At 71.6% G+C, this 17,070-nt stretch carries 14 protein-coding genes and 1 pseudogene; 7 read left to right on the forward strand and 8 right to left on the reverse strand.

Annotation, left to right across the window (positions count from 1 at the left end; all coding sequences use genetic code 11):
• Positions 1–111 precede the first annotated feature (111 nt).
• Positions 112–663: a hypothetical protein gene (locus ACFYNL_RS31940; protein WP_388810111.1), complete on the forward strand. Its 552-nt coding sequence runs from the start codon at positions 112–114 to the stop codon at positions 661–663.
• Between the two features lie 45 nt (positions 664–708).
• Here ACFYNL_RS31940 and ACFYNL_RS31945 read toward each other — a convergent pair whose 3' ends face one another.
• The 5 genes from ACFYNL_RS31945 to ACFYNL_RS31965 all read right to left on the reverse strand — a co-directional run bounded on the left by ACFYNL_RS31945 (position 709) and on the right by ACFYNL_RS31965 (position 5,205).
• Positions 709–903 (reverse strand): hypothetical protein, encoded by a 195-nt coding sequence (locus ACFYNL_RS31945; protein WP_388809544.1) that lies wholly within the window; start codon positions 901–903, stop codon positions 709–711.
• Between the two features lie 146 nt (positions 904–1,049).
• Positions 1,050–1,562, reverse strand: coding sequence for a tRNA (adenosine(37)-N6)-threonylcarbamoyltransferase complex ATPase subunit type 1 TsaE (tsaE, locus tag ACFYNL_RS31950; RefSeq protein WP_388809547.1), 513 nt, complete (start codon positions 1,560–1,562; stop codon positions 1,050–1,052).
• Positions 1,528–2,769, reverse strand: a complete 1,242-nt coding sequence (locus ACFYNL_RS31955) for an alpha/beta fold hydrolase (RefSeq protein ID WP_388809549.1) — start codon at positions 2,767–2,769, stop codon at positions 1,528–1,530. Before ACFYNL_RS31955 ends, tsaE begins: the two co-directional genes overlap by 35 nt.
• Before the next feature lie 178 nt (positions 2,770–2,947).
• Entirely contained in the window at positions 2,948–4,114 is a 1,167-nt protein-coding gene (alr, locus tag ACFYNL_RS31960) for an alanine racemase (RefSeq protein ID WP_388809551.1), read from the reverse strand.
• Between the two features lie 71 nt (positions 4,115–4,185).
• Complete coding sequence (locus ACFYNL_RS31965) at positions 4,186–5,205, reverse strand: L,D-transpeptidase family protein (RefSeq protein ID WP_388809554.1); 1,020 nt, start codon at positions 5,203–5,205, stop codon at positions 4,186–4,188.
• 84 nt (positions 5,206–5,289) lie between these two features.
• Here ACFYNL_RS31965 and ACFYNL_RS31970 point away from each other — a divergent pair, with 84 nt between their 5' ends.
• Positions 5,290–5,661, forward strand: coding sequence for a holo-ACP synthase (locus ACFYNL_RS31970; protein ID WP_388809557.1), 372 nt, complete (start codon positions 5,290–5,292; stop codon positions 5,659–5,661).
• 82 nt (positions 5,662–5,743) lie between these two features.
• Here ACFYNL_RS31970 and ACFYNL_RS31975 read toward each other — a convergent pair whose 3' ends face one another.
• Positions 5,744–6,910, reverse strand: coding sequence for a hypothetical protein (locus tag ACFYNL_RS31975; protein WP_388809559.1), 1,167 nt, complete (start codon positions 6,908–6,910; stop codon positions 5,744–5,746).
• Between the two features lie 145 nt (positions 6,911–7,055).
• Between ACFYNL_RS31975 and ACFYNL_RS31980 the strand changes: the two genes are divergently transcribed.
• Complete coding sequence (locus ACFYNL_RS31980; protein ID WP_388809562.1) at positions 7,056–8,489, forward strand: NAD(P)H-hydrate dehydratase; 1,434 nt, start codon at positions 7,056–7,058, stop codon at positions 8,487–8,489.
• A gap of 49 nt (positions 8,490–8,538) precedes the next feature.
• Here ACFYNL_RS31980 and ACFYNL_RS31985 read toward each other — a convergent pair whose 3' ends face one another.
• A complete protein-coding gene (locus ACFYNL_RS31985) occupies positions 8,539–8,784 on the reverse strand; it encodes a hypothetical protein (protein WP_388809564.1) in 246 nt (81 codons plus the stop codon).
• Between the two features lie 78 nt (positions 8,785–8,862).
• Between ACFYNL_RS31985 and ACFYNL_RS31990 the strand changes: the two are divergent.
• Positions 8,863–9,101, forward strand: a pseudogene (locus tag ACFYNL_RS31990) (DUF397 domain-containing protein).
• Here the strand turns inward: ACFYNL_RS31990 and glmS are convergent.
• Positions 9,062–10,909 carry a glutamine--fructose-6-phosphate transaminase (isomerizing) gene (glmS, locus tag ACFYNL_RS31995; protein WP_388809567.1) on the reverse strand — a complete coding sequence of 616 codons (1,848 nt, stop codon included), beginning with the start codon at positions 10,907–10,909 and terminating at the stop codon, positions 9,062–9,064. The pseudogene ACFYNL_RS31990 and the gene glmS overlap by 40 nt on opposite strands.
• A gap of 616 nt (positions 10,910–11,525) precedes the next feature.
• Between glmS and ACFYNL_RS32000 the strand changes: the two genes are divergently transcribed.
• The 3 genes from ACFYNL_RS32000 (at position 11,526) to ACFYNL_RS32010 (ending at position 17,038) form a co-directional block, all read left to right on the forward strand.
• Positions 11,526–16,094 carry a ricin-type beta-trefoil lectin domain protein gene (locus ACFYNL_RS32000; RefSeq protein ID WP_388809570.1) on the forward strand — a complete coding sequence of 1,523 codons (4,569 nt, stop codon included), beginning with the start codon at positions 11,526–11,528 and terminating at the stop codon, positions 16,092–16,094.
• Position 16,095: 1 nt separating this feature from the next.
• Entirely contained in the window at positions 16,096–16,518 is a 423-nt protein-coding gene (locus ACFYNL_RS32005) for a hypothetical protein (protein WP_388809573.1), read from the forward strand.
• Positions 16,519–16,627: 109 nt separating this feature from the next.
• A complete protein-coding gene (locus tag ACFYNL_RS32010; protein WP_388809575.1) occupies positions 16,628–17,038 on the forward strand; it encodes a hypothetical protein in 411 nt (136 codons plus the stop codon).
• Positions 17,039–17,070 lie beyond the last annotated feature (32 nt).

Raw genomic sequence — 17,070 nt, forward strand, 5'->3', positions numbered from 1 at the left:
CAAACAGCCTACGGCGCCCGCGCCCCGGGAAGCGCCGCCCCGGTCGGGCCCTTGACGACTGCTACGGTCGGCTCGATCACGACGTACGACACGAACGCTGAGGTGGCGACGGTGGCAGGCAGCAGCGCGGGATTCGTGGCGGCGCTCACCGCGGCGGCTCTCGCGGCCGTCGGCTTCCTCACCTACCAGGCCTCCGCCACCGTGCCGGGCGCGCTGGGCGAGCCCCGTGCGAGCAGCTCACCCGACGCGGCTGTCTCCGCCGGCCCCCGCGACCGCGACGACACCGCCCTGCCGGCCGGGTCCGGCACGGGTGTGCGGGTCGTGTACTCGGTGGGCGGCGGGCGGGTGTGGCTGGTCGGTGAGGGTGAGCAGGTCAGGCGCACGTTCCGCGTCACCCCCGGATCGGTCGATCCGGCGCCGGGCGTCTACGTGGTCACGTCCCGCTCGGGCACGGTCACCGGATCCGACGGCGCCCTCGTCGAGCACGTCGTCCGCTTCACCACCGTGGAAGGCATCACCGTCGGCTTCAGCGCGGCCGTCGACGGCTCGACGCACACGCCGGACCCGGCCATGAAGACGGGCGGCATCCGCGAGTCGCGGGAGGACGGCGCCGCGATGTGGGAGTTCGCGACGATCGGCCGAACGGTGGCCGTGATCCCCTGAGCGGCCCCCCACGAGGGGCAGCGGAGCACCGGCCGGCGAAGTCTCCTACGCGGCTTCGCGGTGCCCGTGCCGGGCGGGCGGTAGGGCCGTCTCCGGATCGGGGAGGCGCGGCGGGGTGGAGATGAGGTCGGCGGCGGCACCGGCCGCGAGCAGGTCACGCATGGACACCCCGGCGACCGGCGGGTACGACCGCGGGTGCGGGCGCACCTCGTCGGGAGTCCTGTTCTCCGATGCCGTCATGGACGCCTCCTGGGGCCGGGGGCGGACGTAGTTAGGTACACCTAACTACGGACTGGGTACCATGTGACCACGCACAAGACCACGAACGCAATATGTTGCCGACGTCTTGTCGGAATGTTCATCCGGTCCGCACCGCCGCAGCCCGCTCAGGCGGACAGCACGCTCAGGTCCACCGCCGCCCAGCGCTCCCCGAGCCCGGTCACCGTCACATGGCGTACCTCGTCCGTCGTGTCGCCGACGGCCCGGTGGATGACGACCTGGAGCCGGTCCTCGGTCAGTTCCTCGACCTTGCCCTCGCCCCACTCCACGACGACGACCGACTCCGGCAGCGAGACGTCGAGGTCGAGGTCCTCCATCTCGTCCAGGCCGCCGGACAGCCGGTAGGCGTCGACGTGGACCAGCGGGGGGCCCTCGACGAGGGAGGGGTGGACACGGGCGATGACGAAGGTGGGGGACGTGACAGCTCCCCTGACCCCCATGCCCTCGCCGAGCCCTCGGGTCAGCGTCGTCTTGCCCGCGCCGAGCTCCCCGCTGAGCATCAGCAGGTCGCCCGCGCGCAGCAGCTTGGCCAGGCGGCGGCCGAGTTCCCGCATCTGGTCGGGAGAAGTGACGGTGAGCTCGATGTCACCCGCGTTGTGCGGTGCTGCTGGTGCTTCCATAGCCACTTACGGTAGCCCCTGCGGGCACGGCACCCGCCCGGGTGAGCAGGTCGGCCAGCCGGTCGGTGACCACCTCCGGGTGTTCCAGCATCACCAGGTGCCCGGCGTCCGGAACCAGGACCAGCTCGGCGTCCGGCAGCAGATCGGCGATGGCCTCACTGTGCTCGCTGGGCGTGACCAGGTCGCCCACACCGGCCAGGACCAGCACCGGCATGTCCGTGAACAGGGCGAGAGCCTCGGTCTTGTCGTGGTCGGCGAAGGCCGGGTAGAACTCCGCGACCACGTCGATCGGCGTCCCCTCGATCATGCGCTCGGCGAACCGGGCGATGGCCGGGTCGACGTCCCGGGACGAGAAGGAGTACCGCTTGATGATCCCGGCGAACAGGTCGGCGGTGGCCCGGCGCCCCTTCTCCACCAGTTCCGCGCGCTGCCCCAGCGCCCTGAGCACGCCCGGCAGGACCCGCCGCACCGCGTTCACCCCGGCGACGGGCAGCCCGAAGTTGACCTCGCCCAGCCGCCCGGACGAGGTACCCACGAACGCGGTGGCGACGACCCGGTCCCGGATCAGCTCCGGGAACTGGTCGGCCAGCGCCATCACCGTCATCCCGCCCATGGAGTGGCCGACCAGCACGAGCGGCCCCTCGGGTGCGGCCGCGTCGATGACGGCCTTCAGGTCACGCCCGAGCTGTTCGATGTCGACGTGCGCGCCCTGCTGCGTCTGGGCGACACCCCGCCCGGACCGACCGTGGCTGCGCTGGTCCCAGTGCACGGTGCGCACGACGCCCCGGAGCGCCGCGCGCTGGAAGTGCCAGGAGTCCTGGCTGAGGCAGTAACCGTGACTGAAGACGACCGTCACGGGAGCGGGGGCCTTGCGCCCGAAGAGGCGCCGGCGGCGCGGGCTCAGGGCGGGGGCCGCCTCCGGGTCGACGTCGTCGACCTCGTAGTACAGCTCGGTGCCGTCGTCGGCGTACGCCTTGCCGGGCTGACCGCGCAGCGATCCGTACGGCCCGGCCGAGTCCAGGGCGAGACGGGCCTTCGCCCGCATGCCGCGGCCCACCGTCATCCGCTCTATGGCGACGCCGGCCGCCGCGCCCGCCGCGAGCACGCCTATCGCCGCACCGGCGAACCCGGTCGCCCTGCGCCAGTTCGCGGCCGCCCCCGTGGCGGAGGCGACGGCCGCGACGACCTCCGCGCTGCTCTCGCTCACGTACCGCTCCTCTTCGCTGGGTGTGCCCGGTGTGACTGAGGTGGTCGATGGTGCCGGTGTTCCGTTGCAGTGCTCCGTTACGGGTTACCCGTCTCGTTCCTCATTCACAGAGACACATGCCCTCACACACCCGCACTCGGCCGCATGCACGCGCATGGACGCCTCTGGACGGCCGCATCTACACGGACTCGTTCACATAGACGCGCGGAACGCGCGTTCCGATCCGGGTGACGATCTCGTACGCGATGGTCCCGGCCGCCTGCGCCCAGTCCTCGGCAGTGGGCTCGCCGCGGTCACCGGGCCCGAACAGCACGGCCTCGGCGCCCGGCTCGGGCTCGTCGCCACCCAGGTCGACGACGAACTGGTCCATCGCGATCCGCCCGGCGACGCTGCGCCATTTACCGCCGACCAGGACCGGACCGGCGCCGGACGCGTGCCGGGGGATGCCGTCGGCGTAGCCGAGGGGGACGAGGCCGAGGGTGGTGTCGCCCGGGGTGATGTAGCCGTGCCCGTAACTGACGCCGTGGCCGCCGGGCACGTGCTTCACCAGCGCGACGGACGCCGTCAGGGTCATCACGGGCCGCAACCCGAAGTCCGCCGGGCTGCCGAGCTCGGGGCTGGGCGAGATGCCGTACGTCGCGATGCCGGTGCGCACCAGGTCGAAGTGGCTGTCCGGCAGGGTGAGCGTGGCCGGCGAGTTGGCGATGTGCCGCACCTCGGGTCGCGCGCCCTGCTCCTCGGCGTACGCGACCATCTCGCGGAAGCGGGTGAGCTGGGCGGCGATGGAGGGGTGGCCGGGCTCGTCGGCGCAGGCGAAGTGCGACCAGAGCCCGGTGATCCGGATCAGGCCCTCGGCCTCGGCCCGCAGGGCCGCCCGCACCAGCTCGGTCCAGTCCTCGCCCGGCTGGCAGCCGCCCCGCCCGAGCCCGGTGTCGGCCTTGAGCTGCACGCGCGCGGGAGCACCGGCCCGCCGGGCCGCCTCGGTGACCTCCCGCAGGGCCCACATGCCGCTCACCGAGACGTCGACGTCCGCCTCGATGGCCTCTTGCCAGGGCCCGCCCGGCGTCCACAGCCAGCACAGGATCCGTACGCCGTCCACGCCGGCGGCCCGCAGCACGAGGGCCTCCTCGGGCGTGGCGGTGCCGAGCCAGCCGGCCCCGGCCTCGACGGCTGCGCGGGCACAGCGCAACGCCCCGTGGCCGTAGGCGTCCGACTTGACGACGGCCATCAGGGCCGCGCCGGGCGCGAGGGCGCGCAGGGTCCGCACGTTGGCCCGCAGAGCGGCCAGATCGATCTCGGCGCGGGCTCGCAGGGGCGCGGTCCGCAGAGCAGCTGTTTCTGTCATCGCGCCCCCAGTGTCTCAGAGGGGTCCGACAGCGCCGCCGAGCCGGGATCCGGAGACCCGCTCCGCCGTGTCTACTCCTCGGTCCTGTGGCCCCACACGTACACCCGGTCGTTCTTCTTCAGCACGCGCCACAGCGCGCGGGCGTCGTCCAGGCGCAGATTGACGCAGCCCATGGACCCGACCGGGGTGAAGAGGCTGCCGTAGACGCCGTGGAAGGCCTGGCCGCCGTTGAAGAACTGGGAGTACGGCATCGGGCTGTTGTACAGGGACGAGACGTGGTTCTTGTGCCGCCAGTAGATCCGGTGCCAGCCGGCGCGCGTCCCGTACCCCGCCCGCCCGCTGCGGATGTGCACGGGCCCGAACACGACCCTCCTGCCGTTCTGCACCCAGGCCAGCTGCCGGTCCAGATCGACGCAGGCGACCCGCTGCGCACGCACCGGGCACTTCTTGGCGGCGTTGGGGTTCTTGCGAGCGGCGACCAGCTGCATGGTGGCCCAGGTCACCGGTCCGGCGAAGCCCATCGCGGGCTTGATCCGGTGCTTCTTCTGAAAGGCGCGGACGGCCCGGCAGTCGGCGGCCGACTGCTCCCCGTCCACCTTCAGCTTCAGGTACTTCTCGACCTGCCGCTGGTGGGGGCCCGTCTCCTCGCTGCACTTCACGTTCTCGAGGGCGTCCATGGGAGGCACGTACTCCACGAGGTCGTACGCCTCGTCCGGCGCGTCCCGCGGCTCGACGGCGTCCTCCTCGGGGCTGGGCTTGTACACCCTCGGCGGCAGCGCCTGGTCGGGCGTGTCGGTCTGCCAGAGCTGGAGGACGTTCAGGGGTACGCCGGGCACGAGGTCGGACTCGGGTCCGGAGGCCGGCGGCACGGGGTCGGTCTCCGTCCCGGGAGCCGGGGTCACCCGGTCGGCCTCCGCCCCGGAAACCGAGGGCGCGGAGCCGGCCTCCGCCCCGGGAGCCGGCGACACCCGGTCGGCCTCCGCCCCCGAGACCGGGGGCACGGGGTCGGCCGAGGCGCTGCCGACGGGCAGCAGGGAGGCCGCGACGAGCACCACGGCGATGCTCCGGCATGCGATACGTCCGCTGATCATGCGCTCAGAAAAGCGTGCGGGGGTGCCGGGCCCCAGGTGCCGCGCTGGCGGGTCACCCTATCGAGGACCCATAAGGTGCTGGGCATGAGCATCATCGGGGTCGGGATCGACGTGGCCGAGATCGACAGGTTCGAGGCCGCGCTCAGGCGCACACCCGGGATGGCCGAACGGCTGTTCCTGGAGAGCGAGTTGCTGCTGCCCAGCGGTGAACGCCGGGGCATGGCCTCGCTCGCGGCCCGTTTCGCGGCGAAGGAGGCCCTCGCCAAGGCGCTGGGGGCGCCCCCTGGTCTGCTGTGGACGGACGCCGAGGTCTGCGTCGAGGACAGTGGCCGGCCGCTGCTGCGGGTGACGGGGACGGTGGCCGCCCGGGCGGCCGAACTGGGCGTGCGGTCCTGGCATGTGTCGTTGAGCCATGACGCCGGGGTGGCGTCGGCGGTGGTGGTGGCGGAGGGCTGAGCCCCCGCCACCGGTCCCGCCTCACCGGTCCCGCCTCACCGGTCGTCCGCCACCGGGCATCCACCCCCGGTCGGGTTGGGGTTCAGCAGATGGACTGGCTGGTGTTCACGCGGGTGATGTTGCGGAACGTGGTGTTCTCGCCGCAGGGGCTCTCCCTGATGGCGGAGTTGGTCACGGTCAGGTTCTGGATGGTGATGTCCCGGTTGTTCGGGAACTCCGACCGGGCCGCCAGCCGCAGCTCGCCGCCCCCGCTGATCGTGCCGCTTCGGGCGGCGAGGCTGACGTTGTAGCAGTTCTCGATCAGAACCGAGTTGTTGCCGGTGTGGGAGAGGGTCACCTTGTCGATGACCGCCCCGCCGCTCTCGGAGACGCAGAACACGCCGCGCCCGCCGCCGCGCGCGATCACCTCGCCCACCCGGATGTTGGTCGGGTAGGAACTGCCCACCCGCCCGTTGCGGTTGGCCATGCGGAAGGCGGCGTAACCGGTGCCGGTCCCGGCGTTCTCGGCGTCCACCTTGGTGACGGTGGCGTTGATGGTCTGGTTGAACAGCAGGCCCGACTCGCCGACACCCCGCGCGGTCACGGTCCCGATGGTGATGCCGTCGACGCCGTACGTCTCGACGGCGTGGCTGGAGGCGCCGGAGACGTAGACGTCGTCGATCCGGACGTTGCGGGTCCACTGGCTGGTGTCGCCGCGGTTGTCGATGCGTATGCCGAGGCCGCGGGAGAGGCGCATGTCGATCCGGCCGAGGACCACGTTCTGGACGTTGCGCATGAAGATGCCGTACAGCGGGGTGCCGGTGAGCTTGAGGTTCTGGACCTCCACGTCCCGGGTGCCGCGGGAATAGACCGGGGCCTGGTCCCCCGTGCCGCTGCCGGTGACGTCGATGGTGCCGCAGACGTCGAGCACGGTGTAGCTCGGCAGGGAGATGCGCGAGCCCGCCGACATGGAGCCGGAGCCGCGCACCACGACCCGCTCCTTCGAAGTGCGTCCCGCGGTGAGGCTGTTGACGGCCGCCTGCACGGCGGCGCGCATGTCGGTGCCGGTGTAGACGGTGCTGCCGCCGCGCCGGGCCGTCCAGTTGCTGCCGCTCTGCACGGCCTCGGCCCGGAAGGAGCCTTCGCCGCAGGCGGCGGCCGCGGCGGGGGTGGGGGCGGTCAGGGTGCCGACGGCGGCGAGGACAGCGGTGGCGCCGGCGGCGGCGCGGAGTGTGACCCTCCGCCCCTTTGATGCGGCTCTGCGTCCCATGGGGACTTCCTCTCGTCGAACCGATCGGCGTCGAACGCATTCGACTGAATCGATTCACCTGTGGGGGCGGGTGAGTTTGGCAAAGCCGCGGCAAAGCGTCAACGGATGCGACGTGCTTCGCCGGGTCCGGGAGAGACTCGGTCGCATGCGGACTGCGTACGACGTGGAGACGGTAAGGGCGGCCGAGCGGGAGCTGATGGCACGGCTTCCGGACGGGGCGCTGATGCAGCGGGCGGCGGCCGGACTCGCCGCGGCCTGCGCGGATCTGCTGGGCCGGGTGTACGGCAGCCGGGTCGTCCTGCTGGTCGGCAGCGGCGACAACGGCGGCGACGCCCTGTACGCCGGGGCCCGGCTGGCCAGGCGCGGTGCGGGGGTGACGGCGGTCCTGCTGACGCCCGAGCGGGCGCATGCGGGCGGCCTCGCGGCGCTGCGGCGGGCAGGTGGCCGGGCCGTCGGCACGGACGCCGCCGAGGAGCTGATCGAACGCGCGGACCTGGTCGTGGACGGCATCGTCGGCATCGGCGGCAAGGGCGGCCTGCGGCCGGAGGCGGCACCGCTGGCCGCCGCGGCCGAGCGGTCCCGGGCCGCCGTGGTCGCGGTGGACCTGCCGAGCGGCGTGGACGTGGACACCGGCGAGGTACGGGGCACGGCGATGCGGGCCGACCTCACCGTCACCTTCGGCACGCACAAGCCGGGGCTGCTGATCGATCCGGCGCGGGAGTACGCCGGGGTGGTACGGCTGGTGGACATCGGGCTGGACCTGCCGCCCGGGGCGGAACTGGAGGCGCTTCAACACGCTGACGTGGCACGTCTGTTGCCGGTGCCGGCGGCGGAGTCGGACAAGTACCGGCGCGGGGTCGTGGGCATCGCGGCGGGCTCGGCACGCTATCCGGGCGCCGCGGTCCTCGCGGTCGCGGGGGCGTTGCGCGGTGGGGCGGGGGCCGTGCGGTACGTCGGTCCGGCCGGCGACGCGGTGATCGCCCGGTTCCCCGAGACGCTGGTGTCGGACCGGGGGCCGAAGAAGGCGGGGCGCGTGCAGGCGTGGGTGGTCGGCCCGGGCGCGGGGGACGACGCGGCGACGGTGGCGGAGGTGCTGGCGACGGACGTACCGGTACTGATCGACGCGGACGGGCTGCGGCTCGCGGACGCGGCGGCGGTACGGGGGCGGACGGCGCCGACGCTGATGACCCCGCACGCCGGGGAGGCGGCGGCGCTGCTCGGGGTCTCCCGCGAGGAGGTCGAGGGGGCCCGGCTGGCCTCGGTACGGGAGTTGGCGGGGCGATACGCGGCGACGGTGCTGCTGAAGGGCTCGACGACGCTGGTGGCGGACGCCGGGGGCGAAGGCGCGGTCCGGGTGAATCCGACGGGGACGTCCTGGCTGGCCACGGCGGGCAGCGGGGACGTGCTGTCGGGACTGACCGGCTCACTGCTCGCGGCCGGGCTCGCTCCGCTGGACGCGGGGAGCGTCGGGGCATACCTGCACGGCCTGTCGGCACGGCTCGTGGCCGACGGGGCGCCGGTGGGGGCGCATGACGTGGCGGAGGGGATTCCGGAGGCTTGGCGGGAGGTGCGGGCGTGAGGGGTCCGGGTGGGGCGAGGGCAGCCCCACGGGGTCACCCGGCTGCGGATCAGCGGTCGACGAACAGGTCCTCCGCGCTGTGCGCATGAAGCGCCCGCTCGAACCAGGCGTCGAGCCGGTCGAGGTCGGAACAGGCCCCCACCCGCTCGCGCACCCAGCCAGGGACCGGGATGCCGCGCAGGTCGAGGAGCTTGAGGACCTTCGCGGCGCGTTCCTTCTCCATGCCCTGCTCGATGCCCTCTTCGCGTACCTGCTGCGCCGGCGGGTGCCGCCAGAAGTAGTTGATCGCCGTCATCAGGCCCCTCCAGATCTGCTGCGCCTGGGGATCGGCCAGGCAGGAGTCGACGAACTGGACGAAGGCCGTGGCGCCCCCATGGAGGGGCGTCCATCGACGCCGAGGGACAACTGGCGGAAGTCGTCCTACTCAGGTCCCGACGACGGCAACGACTTCGTGGAGATGGCAAACACCCGCACTCGCGTCGGCGTACGCGACTCAAGGCCCCGGCCAGGGCCACCCTCACCTTCCCGGCCGGAGCCTTCTCCGCCTTCCTCGACGGCGTGAAGGCCGGTGGCTACTCCACCGTCACCGACTTCGCCAGGTTCCGCGGCTGATCCACGTCGTTCCCCCGGGCCGTGGCCAGCTCGCACGCGAACACCTGCAACGGCACCGTAGCCACCAGCGGTTGCAGCAACGTGGGCGTCGCCGGGATCCGGATCAGGTGGTCGGCGTACGGCACCACCGCCTCGTCGCCCTCCTCCGCGATCACGATCGTCCGCGCGCCCCGAGCCCGGATCTCCTGGATGTTGGACACGATCTTGTCGTGCAGGACCGAGCGCCCCCGCGGCGAGGGCACGACCACGACCACCGGCAGGTCGTCCTCGATCAGGGCGATCGGGCCGTGCTTCAGCTCGCCCGCCGCGAACCCCTCGGCGTGCATGTAGGCGAGCTCCTTCAGCTTCAGCGCGCCCTCCAGGGCGACCGGGTAGCCGACGTGCCGCCCGAGGAACAGCACGGTGTTCTTCTCGGCGAGGCTGCGCGCCAGCTCCCGTACCGGCTCCATGGTTTCCAGGACGCGCTCGACCTCGCCCGAGATCTGGGACAGGTCGCGGATGACGGCCCGGATCTCGTCGCCCCACTTGGTGCCCCGCATCTGCCCGAGGTAGAGCGCCACCAGGTAGCAGGCCACCAGCTGCGTGAGGAACGCCTTCGTGGAGGCGACCGCGACCTCCGGACCGGCGTGCGTGTACAGCACGGCGTCGGACTCGCGCGGGATCGTGGAGCCGTTGGTGTTGCAGATGGCCAGCACCTTCGAGCCCTGCTCGCGGGCGTGCCGCAGGGCCATGAGCGTGTCCATGGTCTCGCCGGACTGGGAGATCGCGATGACGAGGGTCTGCTGGTCCAGGATCGGATCCCGGTAGCGGAACTCGCTCGCCAGCTCGACCTCGCAGGGGATGCGGGTCCAGTGCTCGATGGCGTACTTGGCGATCAGCCCGGCGTGGAAGGCCGTACCGCAGGCGGCGATGACGACCTTGTCGACCTCGCGCAGTTCGGAGGCGCTGATGCGGACCTCGTCCAGGGTCAGCGAACCGGAGGCGTCGATGCGCCCCAGCAAGGTGTCGGCGACCGCCTTGGGCTGCTCGGCGATCTCCTTCAGCATGAAGTAGTCGTAGCCCCCCTTCTCGGCGGCGGAGGCGTCCCAGTCGACGTGGTAGGAGCGGACCTCGGCCGGTCGCCCGTCGAAGCCGGTGACGTTCACGCCGTCCCGCCGCAGCTCCACGACCTGGTCCTGGCCGAGTTCGACCGCCGAGCGCGTATGGGCGATGAACGCGGCGACGTCCGAGGCGAGGAAGGCCTCCCCCTCCCCGACGCCCACCACGAGCGGCGAGTTCCGTCGCGCGCCGACGACCACGTCGGGCTCGTCGGCGTGCACCGCGACCAGCGTGAAGGCCCCCTCCAGCCGCCGGCACACCAGCCGCATGGCCTCGGCGAGGTCGGCCGTCGCCGAGAACTCCTCGGCGAGCAGATGGGCGACCACCTCGGTGTCGGTCTCGGAGGCCAGCTCGTGCCCGCGCTCCGCCAACTCGGCGCGCAGGGCGGCGAAGTTCTCGATGATCCCGTTGTGCACCACGGCGACGCGCCCGGCGTTGTCGAGGTGCGGGTGCGCGTTGGCGTCCGTCGGCCCGCCGTGGGTGGCCCAGCGGGTGTGTCCGATGCCCGTCGTGCCGGTCGGCAGCGGACGCTCCGTCAGCTCCTTCTCCAGGTTGACGAGCTTGCCCGCCTTCTTCGCGGCCGCCAGCCCGCCGTCCGCCAGCACGGCAACCCCGGCCGAGTCGTAACCCCGGTACTCCAGCCGCTTCAGCCCGGCGGTCACGATTTCGAGCGCCGACTGCGACCCCACGTATCCCACGATTCCGCACATGGGGCGCAGCCTACGTTCCGCGCGCGGCCCGTTTCCGGCACTTCGTGCCCGAAATCGGAAATCCCCACCCGGGTGGGAACGCCCGCCGGCCCCGCGAAGAGACGGTCGAAATTCGGCCATCCTTATGCGTCGACAGAGACATGATCATCACCATTTACACACACAAGGTGCACAGAAACCGCCTGGTCTGCGAAGAGAACGAACACACGGGAAGGTTCGCCCGACCAGTGAGCGCTTTCACGCCAGCGTCCCCATCCGCACAAAACACCCTTGCCGCATGCCGTCACCTCATGACTATGGTTACGCCGCGCGTGACGGGATCATGACCAGTTCCCTGGACGCGCACATCCGTCAGCGACCGGGGGAACAGTGTCGCTTCTGGGGGATCCTCATGCCGCAGCGCCTGCGCGTCGTACGTCTCACTGCGATGCGCTCCTCGTGTCCGTGACTCCTGCCAGGGCGACCTCGCCCGTCCCCCACTCCGCCTGAGCCTGCTCGGCCGAGCTCCCGGTTGCCCTTGTTGCGATGAAGGGGTGCCCCCTTGCGTTCCAGACCACCAACCTTCCTGACGCCGACGTCAGGAAGACGCGGGTTGTTCGCCCGCCTCGTCCTTCTCGTGAGTGCGGTCGCCGTCCTGGCCACGCTCGCGGTACGACCCGACCTCGCCCATCTCGCCAACCTCGACACTCTCGCGGGTACGGCCACGAGCCGGTCCAGCGACAGACCGGAGGACTGGTACGAGACCACGGCCGACGAGCAGCTGCGGTTCGACCAGTGCCTGATGGCGGACGCCGTGCGCCTGGGTGCTCCGCGCATGTACGGCTTCGCCCAGGACGCGCTGAACCAGACGCCGCAGAAGCTGCGCGAACTGGCGACGCTGGACGGCTCGTTCGACGGGCCGTTGCGGCAGGCGCACGAGAAGGACGAGACCGACTGGAAGGCCACCTGGGAGCGTCTGCACGCCCGCAGGAACGCGTGGGAGAAACCGCTCGACGGTCTGCGGAACCCGAGCGGCTTCACCGACGCCTCCTTCCACTGGGTGCCCGGTGTGCACGAGGGCGACGACTTCTACGACCAGACCGGTCTGGGCAAGTGGGCCGGTGGCCTTCCTGACTGGAACAAGCGGTTCGACTTCTACGACCCGACGCCGCAGGCCGACGAGAAGACCCTCAAGGCCGTCACCGACCTGGGTACGCCTCTGTACGGCGACAAGCCCTACGACCCGAACCTCTCGGTGGAGGAGCGCGAGCGGCAGTACTACGAAAAGCGGGCCTTCGAGGCGCTCTTCGACACGTTCCACGGCAAGGGCGGCGACGACGCCCGCCTGTTCCTGGCCTCCGGTGGGTTTCCCCGTACCGCTCCCGAGCCCGGCACCCCCGAGTACCGGGTCGCGGTCGAGGACATGAAGACCCGGTTCGCCTCGTGCGCCTGGCGGGACCCCATCGACCCGAACAAGGCCCTGCGGCAGGTGGAGGACACGGCGGCGCAGGAGTGGCAGCAGGAGATCGCCTCCCAGGCCGTCCCGCGCAACCAGATCCTCGACGCCAACCGCGACGCCACGACGGCGCTCACCAAGGGCTCCGAGGCGATGGCCGACCTGCTCGGCCAGTCGTGGATCGCCGATCACCTCACGCGCTGGCAGGACTACTGGTCCCCCGGCGGCATCGGCTGGATCGGCGACTCCTTCTCCGCCATCAAGGTCGAGGCCGCGAGGGGCAAGTGCCTCGACGTCGCCGGCGGCAAGACGGACAACGGCACCCCGGTGCAGATCTACACCTGCAACGACTCCGCCGCGCAGGACTGGCAGATCATCGGCACCGGTGACGGCTACGCCCTGTGGAACCTGGCCGCCAAGAAGTGCCTCGACGTGAAGAGCAGCAACGCCGCGAACGGCACGAAGATCCAGATCTGGACGTGCAACAACAGCAAGGCCCAGCAGTGGGACTTCGACGTCCGCGGCGTCGGCGAGCTGCGCAATGCCGCGACCGGCAAGTGCCTGGACCTGAACAAGTTCGACAACAGCCACGACGCCTGGCTGTGGGCGTGCAACGGCACCAACCCGCAGAAGTTCCGGATCGTCCCCGAGGGCCACAACGGGGAGGTCCAGCCCAAGGCCCACTTCGAGCAGGCGAAGAAGGGCATCGCGGCGGCGCAGGCCCAGGCGAAGAAGCAGCTCGACGTCATCAAGGCGCAGTTGGTGGTGGCGAAGAAGGCCGCCGCCGCCAGTGACACCGCCGAGCAGGCCGCCTATCGGATCGCGGACGCGGGTGGTGCTCCGCGTGGCCGGGGTCTGCTGGTCGGTCAGCAGAAGGCGCAGGTGACCAAGGGCGCCGTCGCCGGCCTGGAGGCGTTGGTGAAGGCCGGGGAGACCGCCGAGGCGGCCACCCGTGCCTCGGCCGGTGACAGTGCGACCGTCGCGCAGCGTGCCCTGGCCCAGGCGGCGCAGTCGAAGGCCGAGTTCCGCAAGGCCGCCGCGGCGGCGGCCGAGGCCCAGGCGAAGGCCGCGGCCGACGCGGCGAAGGTGCACCGTGACAACGCCAAGAAGGACAAGGAGACCGCGGAGGCCAAGCTCGCCGAGGCGCTGAAGGCCGAGGGCGACGCGAAGGCGGCCGCTTCCGAGGCGCACGCCAAGCGGCTGGCCGCGGAGGCCGAGGAGAAGAAGGCCGAGGCGGAGAAGAAGAAGGCCGCGGCCAAGCAGGCCGATGCCGCGCAGCACAGGCAGAACGCCGAGGCGGAGGCGACGAAGGCGAAGACCGCCAAGGACAAGGCCGAGGCGGCCGAGGGCACGGCGGTCGAGAAGAAGAACGCCGCCGTCGAGGCCCGCGACCACGCCAAGGCCATGCGGGACGACGCGTGGGACGCCGAGCAGAAGGCCGACGCCTCACGCGCCAAGGCGGACGCGAAGGCCGCCTACGCCGACTCCCTGGACGCGGGTGAGGCGGCGGACGCCGCGCGTGCCGCCGCCAATGACGCGGACAAGCACGCGGACGACGCCGAGGCGGCCGCCGGGCGGGCCCGTTCCGAAGCAAACGCCGCCACCAAGGCTGCCGAGGAGGCGGACGCCGCGGCCACGCGTGCCGAGGCGGCCGCCAAGCGCTCCCGTGCGCACGCGGACGCCGCGCAGGCCGCGAAGCTGAAGTCCGACGCCGCGGTGAAGACCGCGACCAGCGCCGCGGCGGACGCGATCGCGGCGGCCAAGCACGCCGCGTCCGAGGCGAAGACGGCCGTCGAGCTGGCCGACGAGGCGGAGAAGAAGGCCAAGACGGCCAAGGGGCAGGCCGACGAGGCGGGCAAGGAGGCCGTCAAGGCGCTGGCCGCCTCGGCGAAGGCCGCGGGCTTCGCCTACGTCACCGCCCAGGCGGCGGTCGACGCGGGCAAGGCGGCCGCCCAGGTCGCCAAGCCGGCCAACGACGCGATCCAGCTGGGCTCCCCGTACGTCGACACCGACTCGGCCGCGGGCCTGGTGGTCCTGACCGGCCAGGCGTCCAAGACGATCGCCGAGCAGCAGAAGGCCGTCGCCGAGGCCCACGCCAAGAACGCGGAGGCGGAAGCCTCGGCGGCCAAGAACCTCGCCGAGCAGGCGCAGGGCGACGCCAAGGCGGCCTACCAGCACGCCGCGAACGCCGCCAAGCACGCGTCGGACGCGCGCGGTTACGCCAAGGAAGCCCTCGGTTACGCCGCCGACGCCGCGAAGGCGGCGTCCAAGGCGACGGCGTCCCTGGCCCGCACCATCGAGTACAACCGCCAGGCCACCGCGGACGCCGAGGCCGCCGACAAGGCGGCGGGCCGCGCCGAGAACCACGCCAAGGACGCCCGCGACTCGGCCGACCAGGCGGCACTCGACGCCCAAGCCGCCCGCGCCGCGGCCTCGGAGGCCGAACAGGCGGCCAAGGACGCCCGCGCGGCGGCCGACCGGGCCGACAAGGCGGCGACCGAGGCGGAGGAAGCGGCGAAGGACGCCGAGAAGTACGCCAAGGAAGCCCAGGAGGCCGCCGACCGCACCGAACGCGAGCAGGCCAACGAGCAGGTGTCCACGGGCGCGGGCACCGGGGTCGGAGGCGTGTTCTACGTCATCGACGAGAAGACGACGAAGATCGTCAGCGCGAAACAGATCGGCGAGTGCCCCTCGAACGCGCCTCTCGTCGGCTGCACCGCTTCGTACAAGGTCACAGGAACGGTCAAAACCGACTTCTACCTGTGCACCGACAAGGACGCCCTCGCCACCGCGCAGGGCTGTCCCAAGGGCGCGTGGAAGTGGCTCGACGAGAAGACCATCCCGTTCGAGGACGTCGAGTGGTCGCACTTCTTCTCCGGCTCCGAGATCATCAAGATCGGCTGGCAGAACCTCTTCGGGGACACGCTCGGCGGGATCCTCTACGAGATCATCCTCGGGGACGCCATCAAGTGCCTCCACGGCAGCAAGACCGCCTGCGCGTGGACCGCGGCCATGTTCCTCCCGCTCAGCAAGCCGCTGGCCGCCCTGACCGACGCGGTCAGGGCGCTGGACGCCGCCGCGAAGACCGGAATCGGCTTCCAGGACGCGTGGAAGGGCCTGCGCGCCCTCAAGGTGTCCGACGAGGTCGCCATGGGGCTCGGCATCAAGGCCCTCGACGACCTCGTCAAGGGATGCACCAAGGGCTCCCGAGCGCTGACCGCGGGGGCGTCCCGGGCCGGGCCCTCCTGCCCGGTGGGAATGGTCGCCTACAACAGCACCGAGCTCGGCACCATCGCGTTCAAGGCCAGGATCGCCGGCGGATACGAGTTCAAGTACCGGCGGAACGTCGCCGTCGCGAAGGTTCCGGGCTGGAACGACCCCAAGACCGGTGACTACGTCTGGGGGTACAGCCAGGGCGGCGGGTACCACTCGGAGAACCATATTCTGGACCAGTTGGCAGGACGGGGGTTCAAGCCGACCCAGATCGCGGCTCTCTACAGTGAGCGCCAGCCCTGCCCCGTGTGCGGGCCGCTTCTGGATGACGTCCTCAAGCCGGGGACTCCGATCAGCTGGTCGGTCCCGTGGGGCTCCGACGGACTGATGAACAGCGTCTCCGACGAGATGCTGAAGCAGGCGATCAAGGTGGCCGGTGGACACCGGGCCGCACGTGTCGGGCGCACCGACGCGGCGGACGCTCCGGCGGTGCCGGGCCCTTCCGCGGGACAGACCGACGCACAGAGACGAGAGTGACGTGTCCGACCATCCGTTCGACCCCCGCGAAGCGCCCGAGGACGTCGTCGCCGAGCGCACGGCCCTGGCCGACCAGGTCTGCCGGGAACTCGCGCTGGCCGGCCTGCCTGCCTCCCGGGAGGACCGGGACGATCAGACAGGTGCGCTCGTCGAGATCGACACCGGTGACGACGCGGCGGGAGGTGTCTTCGTGGACTGGCGGCCCGACCCGTCCCTGACCCGGGCCGCCACGGAGAAGATGCAGAAGGGCGAGTACCGAGCACCCGTCGTCGAACACGACGGGGCCGTCCGCGCCCACATGCAGAAGGCCATCATCGAGATTCTCCGATCCGCCGGCTTCCGGGCCGATGCCGCGGCCGCCTTCGACGGCGACCTGCGCCCGCTGTCGGTCCGTGTCGAACCGGGCGGTCCGACGACGCACTGACCCGGCATGACCGAGGCCCGCACTCCCCTCGCCGAGGAGTGCGGGCCTTGGCGTCCTCACGCGGCGAACGCCTGGACCTTCTCGGTGGCAGGACGTCGAGGGGAGCTTCATGAGTTACAGCCTGACCTTCTGCAGATTCTCGGAAGGTGAACTGACCGAACCCGACATGGCTGAGGTCCGGGCGGTCCTTTCGCCGTACGACACCGCGCCTGAGGAAATGACGGACGGCGCCACGGAGTTCTGCATTCGTGCCGCCGACGGCAGTGCGGCCGAGGTGAGCGTCTTCGACGGCATCATCGGTGTGGAGCGCCCGCAGGCGGGCGACGTGTGGAAGATCATCATCGAGCTGGCGGACCGACTCGGATCGGGCATCCTCATTCCCGACGGCACGTTCCTGTGCCGTGAGGACATGCGGGCGCACCTTCCCGAGGGCATGGAGAGTGATTCCGTCTTCGTTCCGGAGATCACCCTCGAAGCCTTCGAGAGGATCGCGGGACCGTTCCGCCATCCGCTGACCTGAAGGCTTGACCGAGGCCCGCACTCCCTCGCCGA

It is taken from the genome of Streptomyces sp. NPDC007808, from assembly GCF_042868655.1.
Classification (GTDB): Bacteria; Actinomycetota; Actinomycetes; order Streptomycetales; family Streptomycetaceae; genus Streptomyces.

What these genes read in the sequence shown, in the direction of transcription:
- alr (WP_388809551.1), bottom strand. Translation starts at nt 4,114, where the DNA reads ATGACAGAAACAGCTGCTCTGCGGACCGCGCCCCTGCGAGCCCGCGCC.
- ACFYNL_RS31970 (WP_388809557.1), top strand. Translation starts at nt 5,290, where the DNA reads ATGAGCATCATCGGGGTCGGGATCGACGTGGCCGAGATCGACAGGTTC.
- ACFYNL_RS31980 (WP_388809562.1), top strand. Translation starts at nt 7,056, where the DNA reads ATGCGGACTGCGTACGACGTGGAGACGGTAAGGGCGGCCGAGCGGGAG.
- tsaE (WP_388809547.1), bottom strand. Translation starts at nt 1,562, where the DNA reads ATGGAAGCACCAGCAGCACCGCACAACGCGGGTGACATCGAGCTCACC.
- glmS (WP_388809567.1), bottom strand. Translation starts at nt 10,909, where the DNA reads ATGTGCGGAATCGTGGGATACGTGGGGTCGCAGTCGGCGCTCGAAATC.
- ACFYNL_RS31945 (WP_388809544.1), bottom strand. Translation starts at nt 903, where the DNA reads ATGACGGCATCGGAGAACAGGACTCCCGACGAGGTGCGCCCGCACCCG.
- ACFYNL_RS31975 (WP_388809559.1), bottom strand. Translation starts at nt 6,910, where the DNA reads ATGGGACGCAGAGCCGCATCAAAGGGGCGGAGGGTCACACTCCGCGCC.
- ACFYNL_RS31965 (WP_388809554.1), bottom strand. Translation starts at nt 5,205, where the DNA reads ATGATCAGCGGACGTATCGCATGCCGGAGCATCGCCGTGGTGCTCGTC.
- ACFYNL_RS31985 (WP_388809564.1), bottom strand. Translation starts at nt 8,784, where the DNA reads ATGACGGCGATCAACTACTTCTGGCGGCACCCGCCGGCGCAGCAGGTA.
- ACFYNL_RS32010 (WP_388809575.1), top strand. Translation starts at nt 16,628, where the DNA reads ATGAGTTACAGCCTGACCTTCTGCAGATTCTCGGAAGGTGAACTGACC.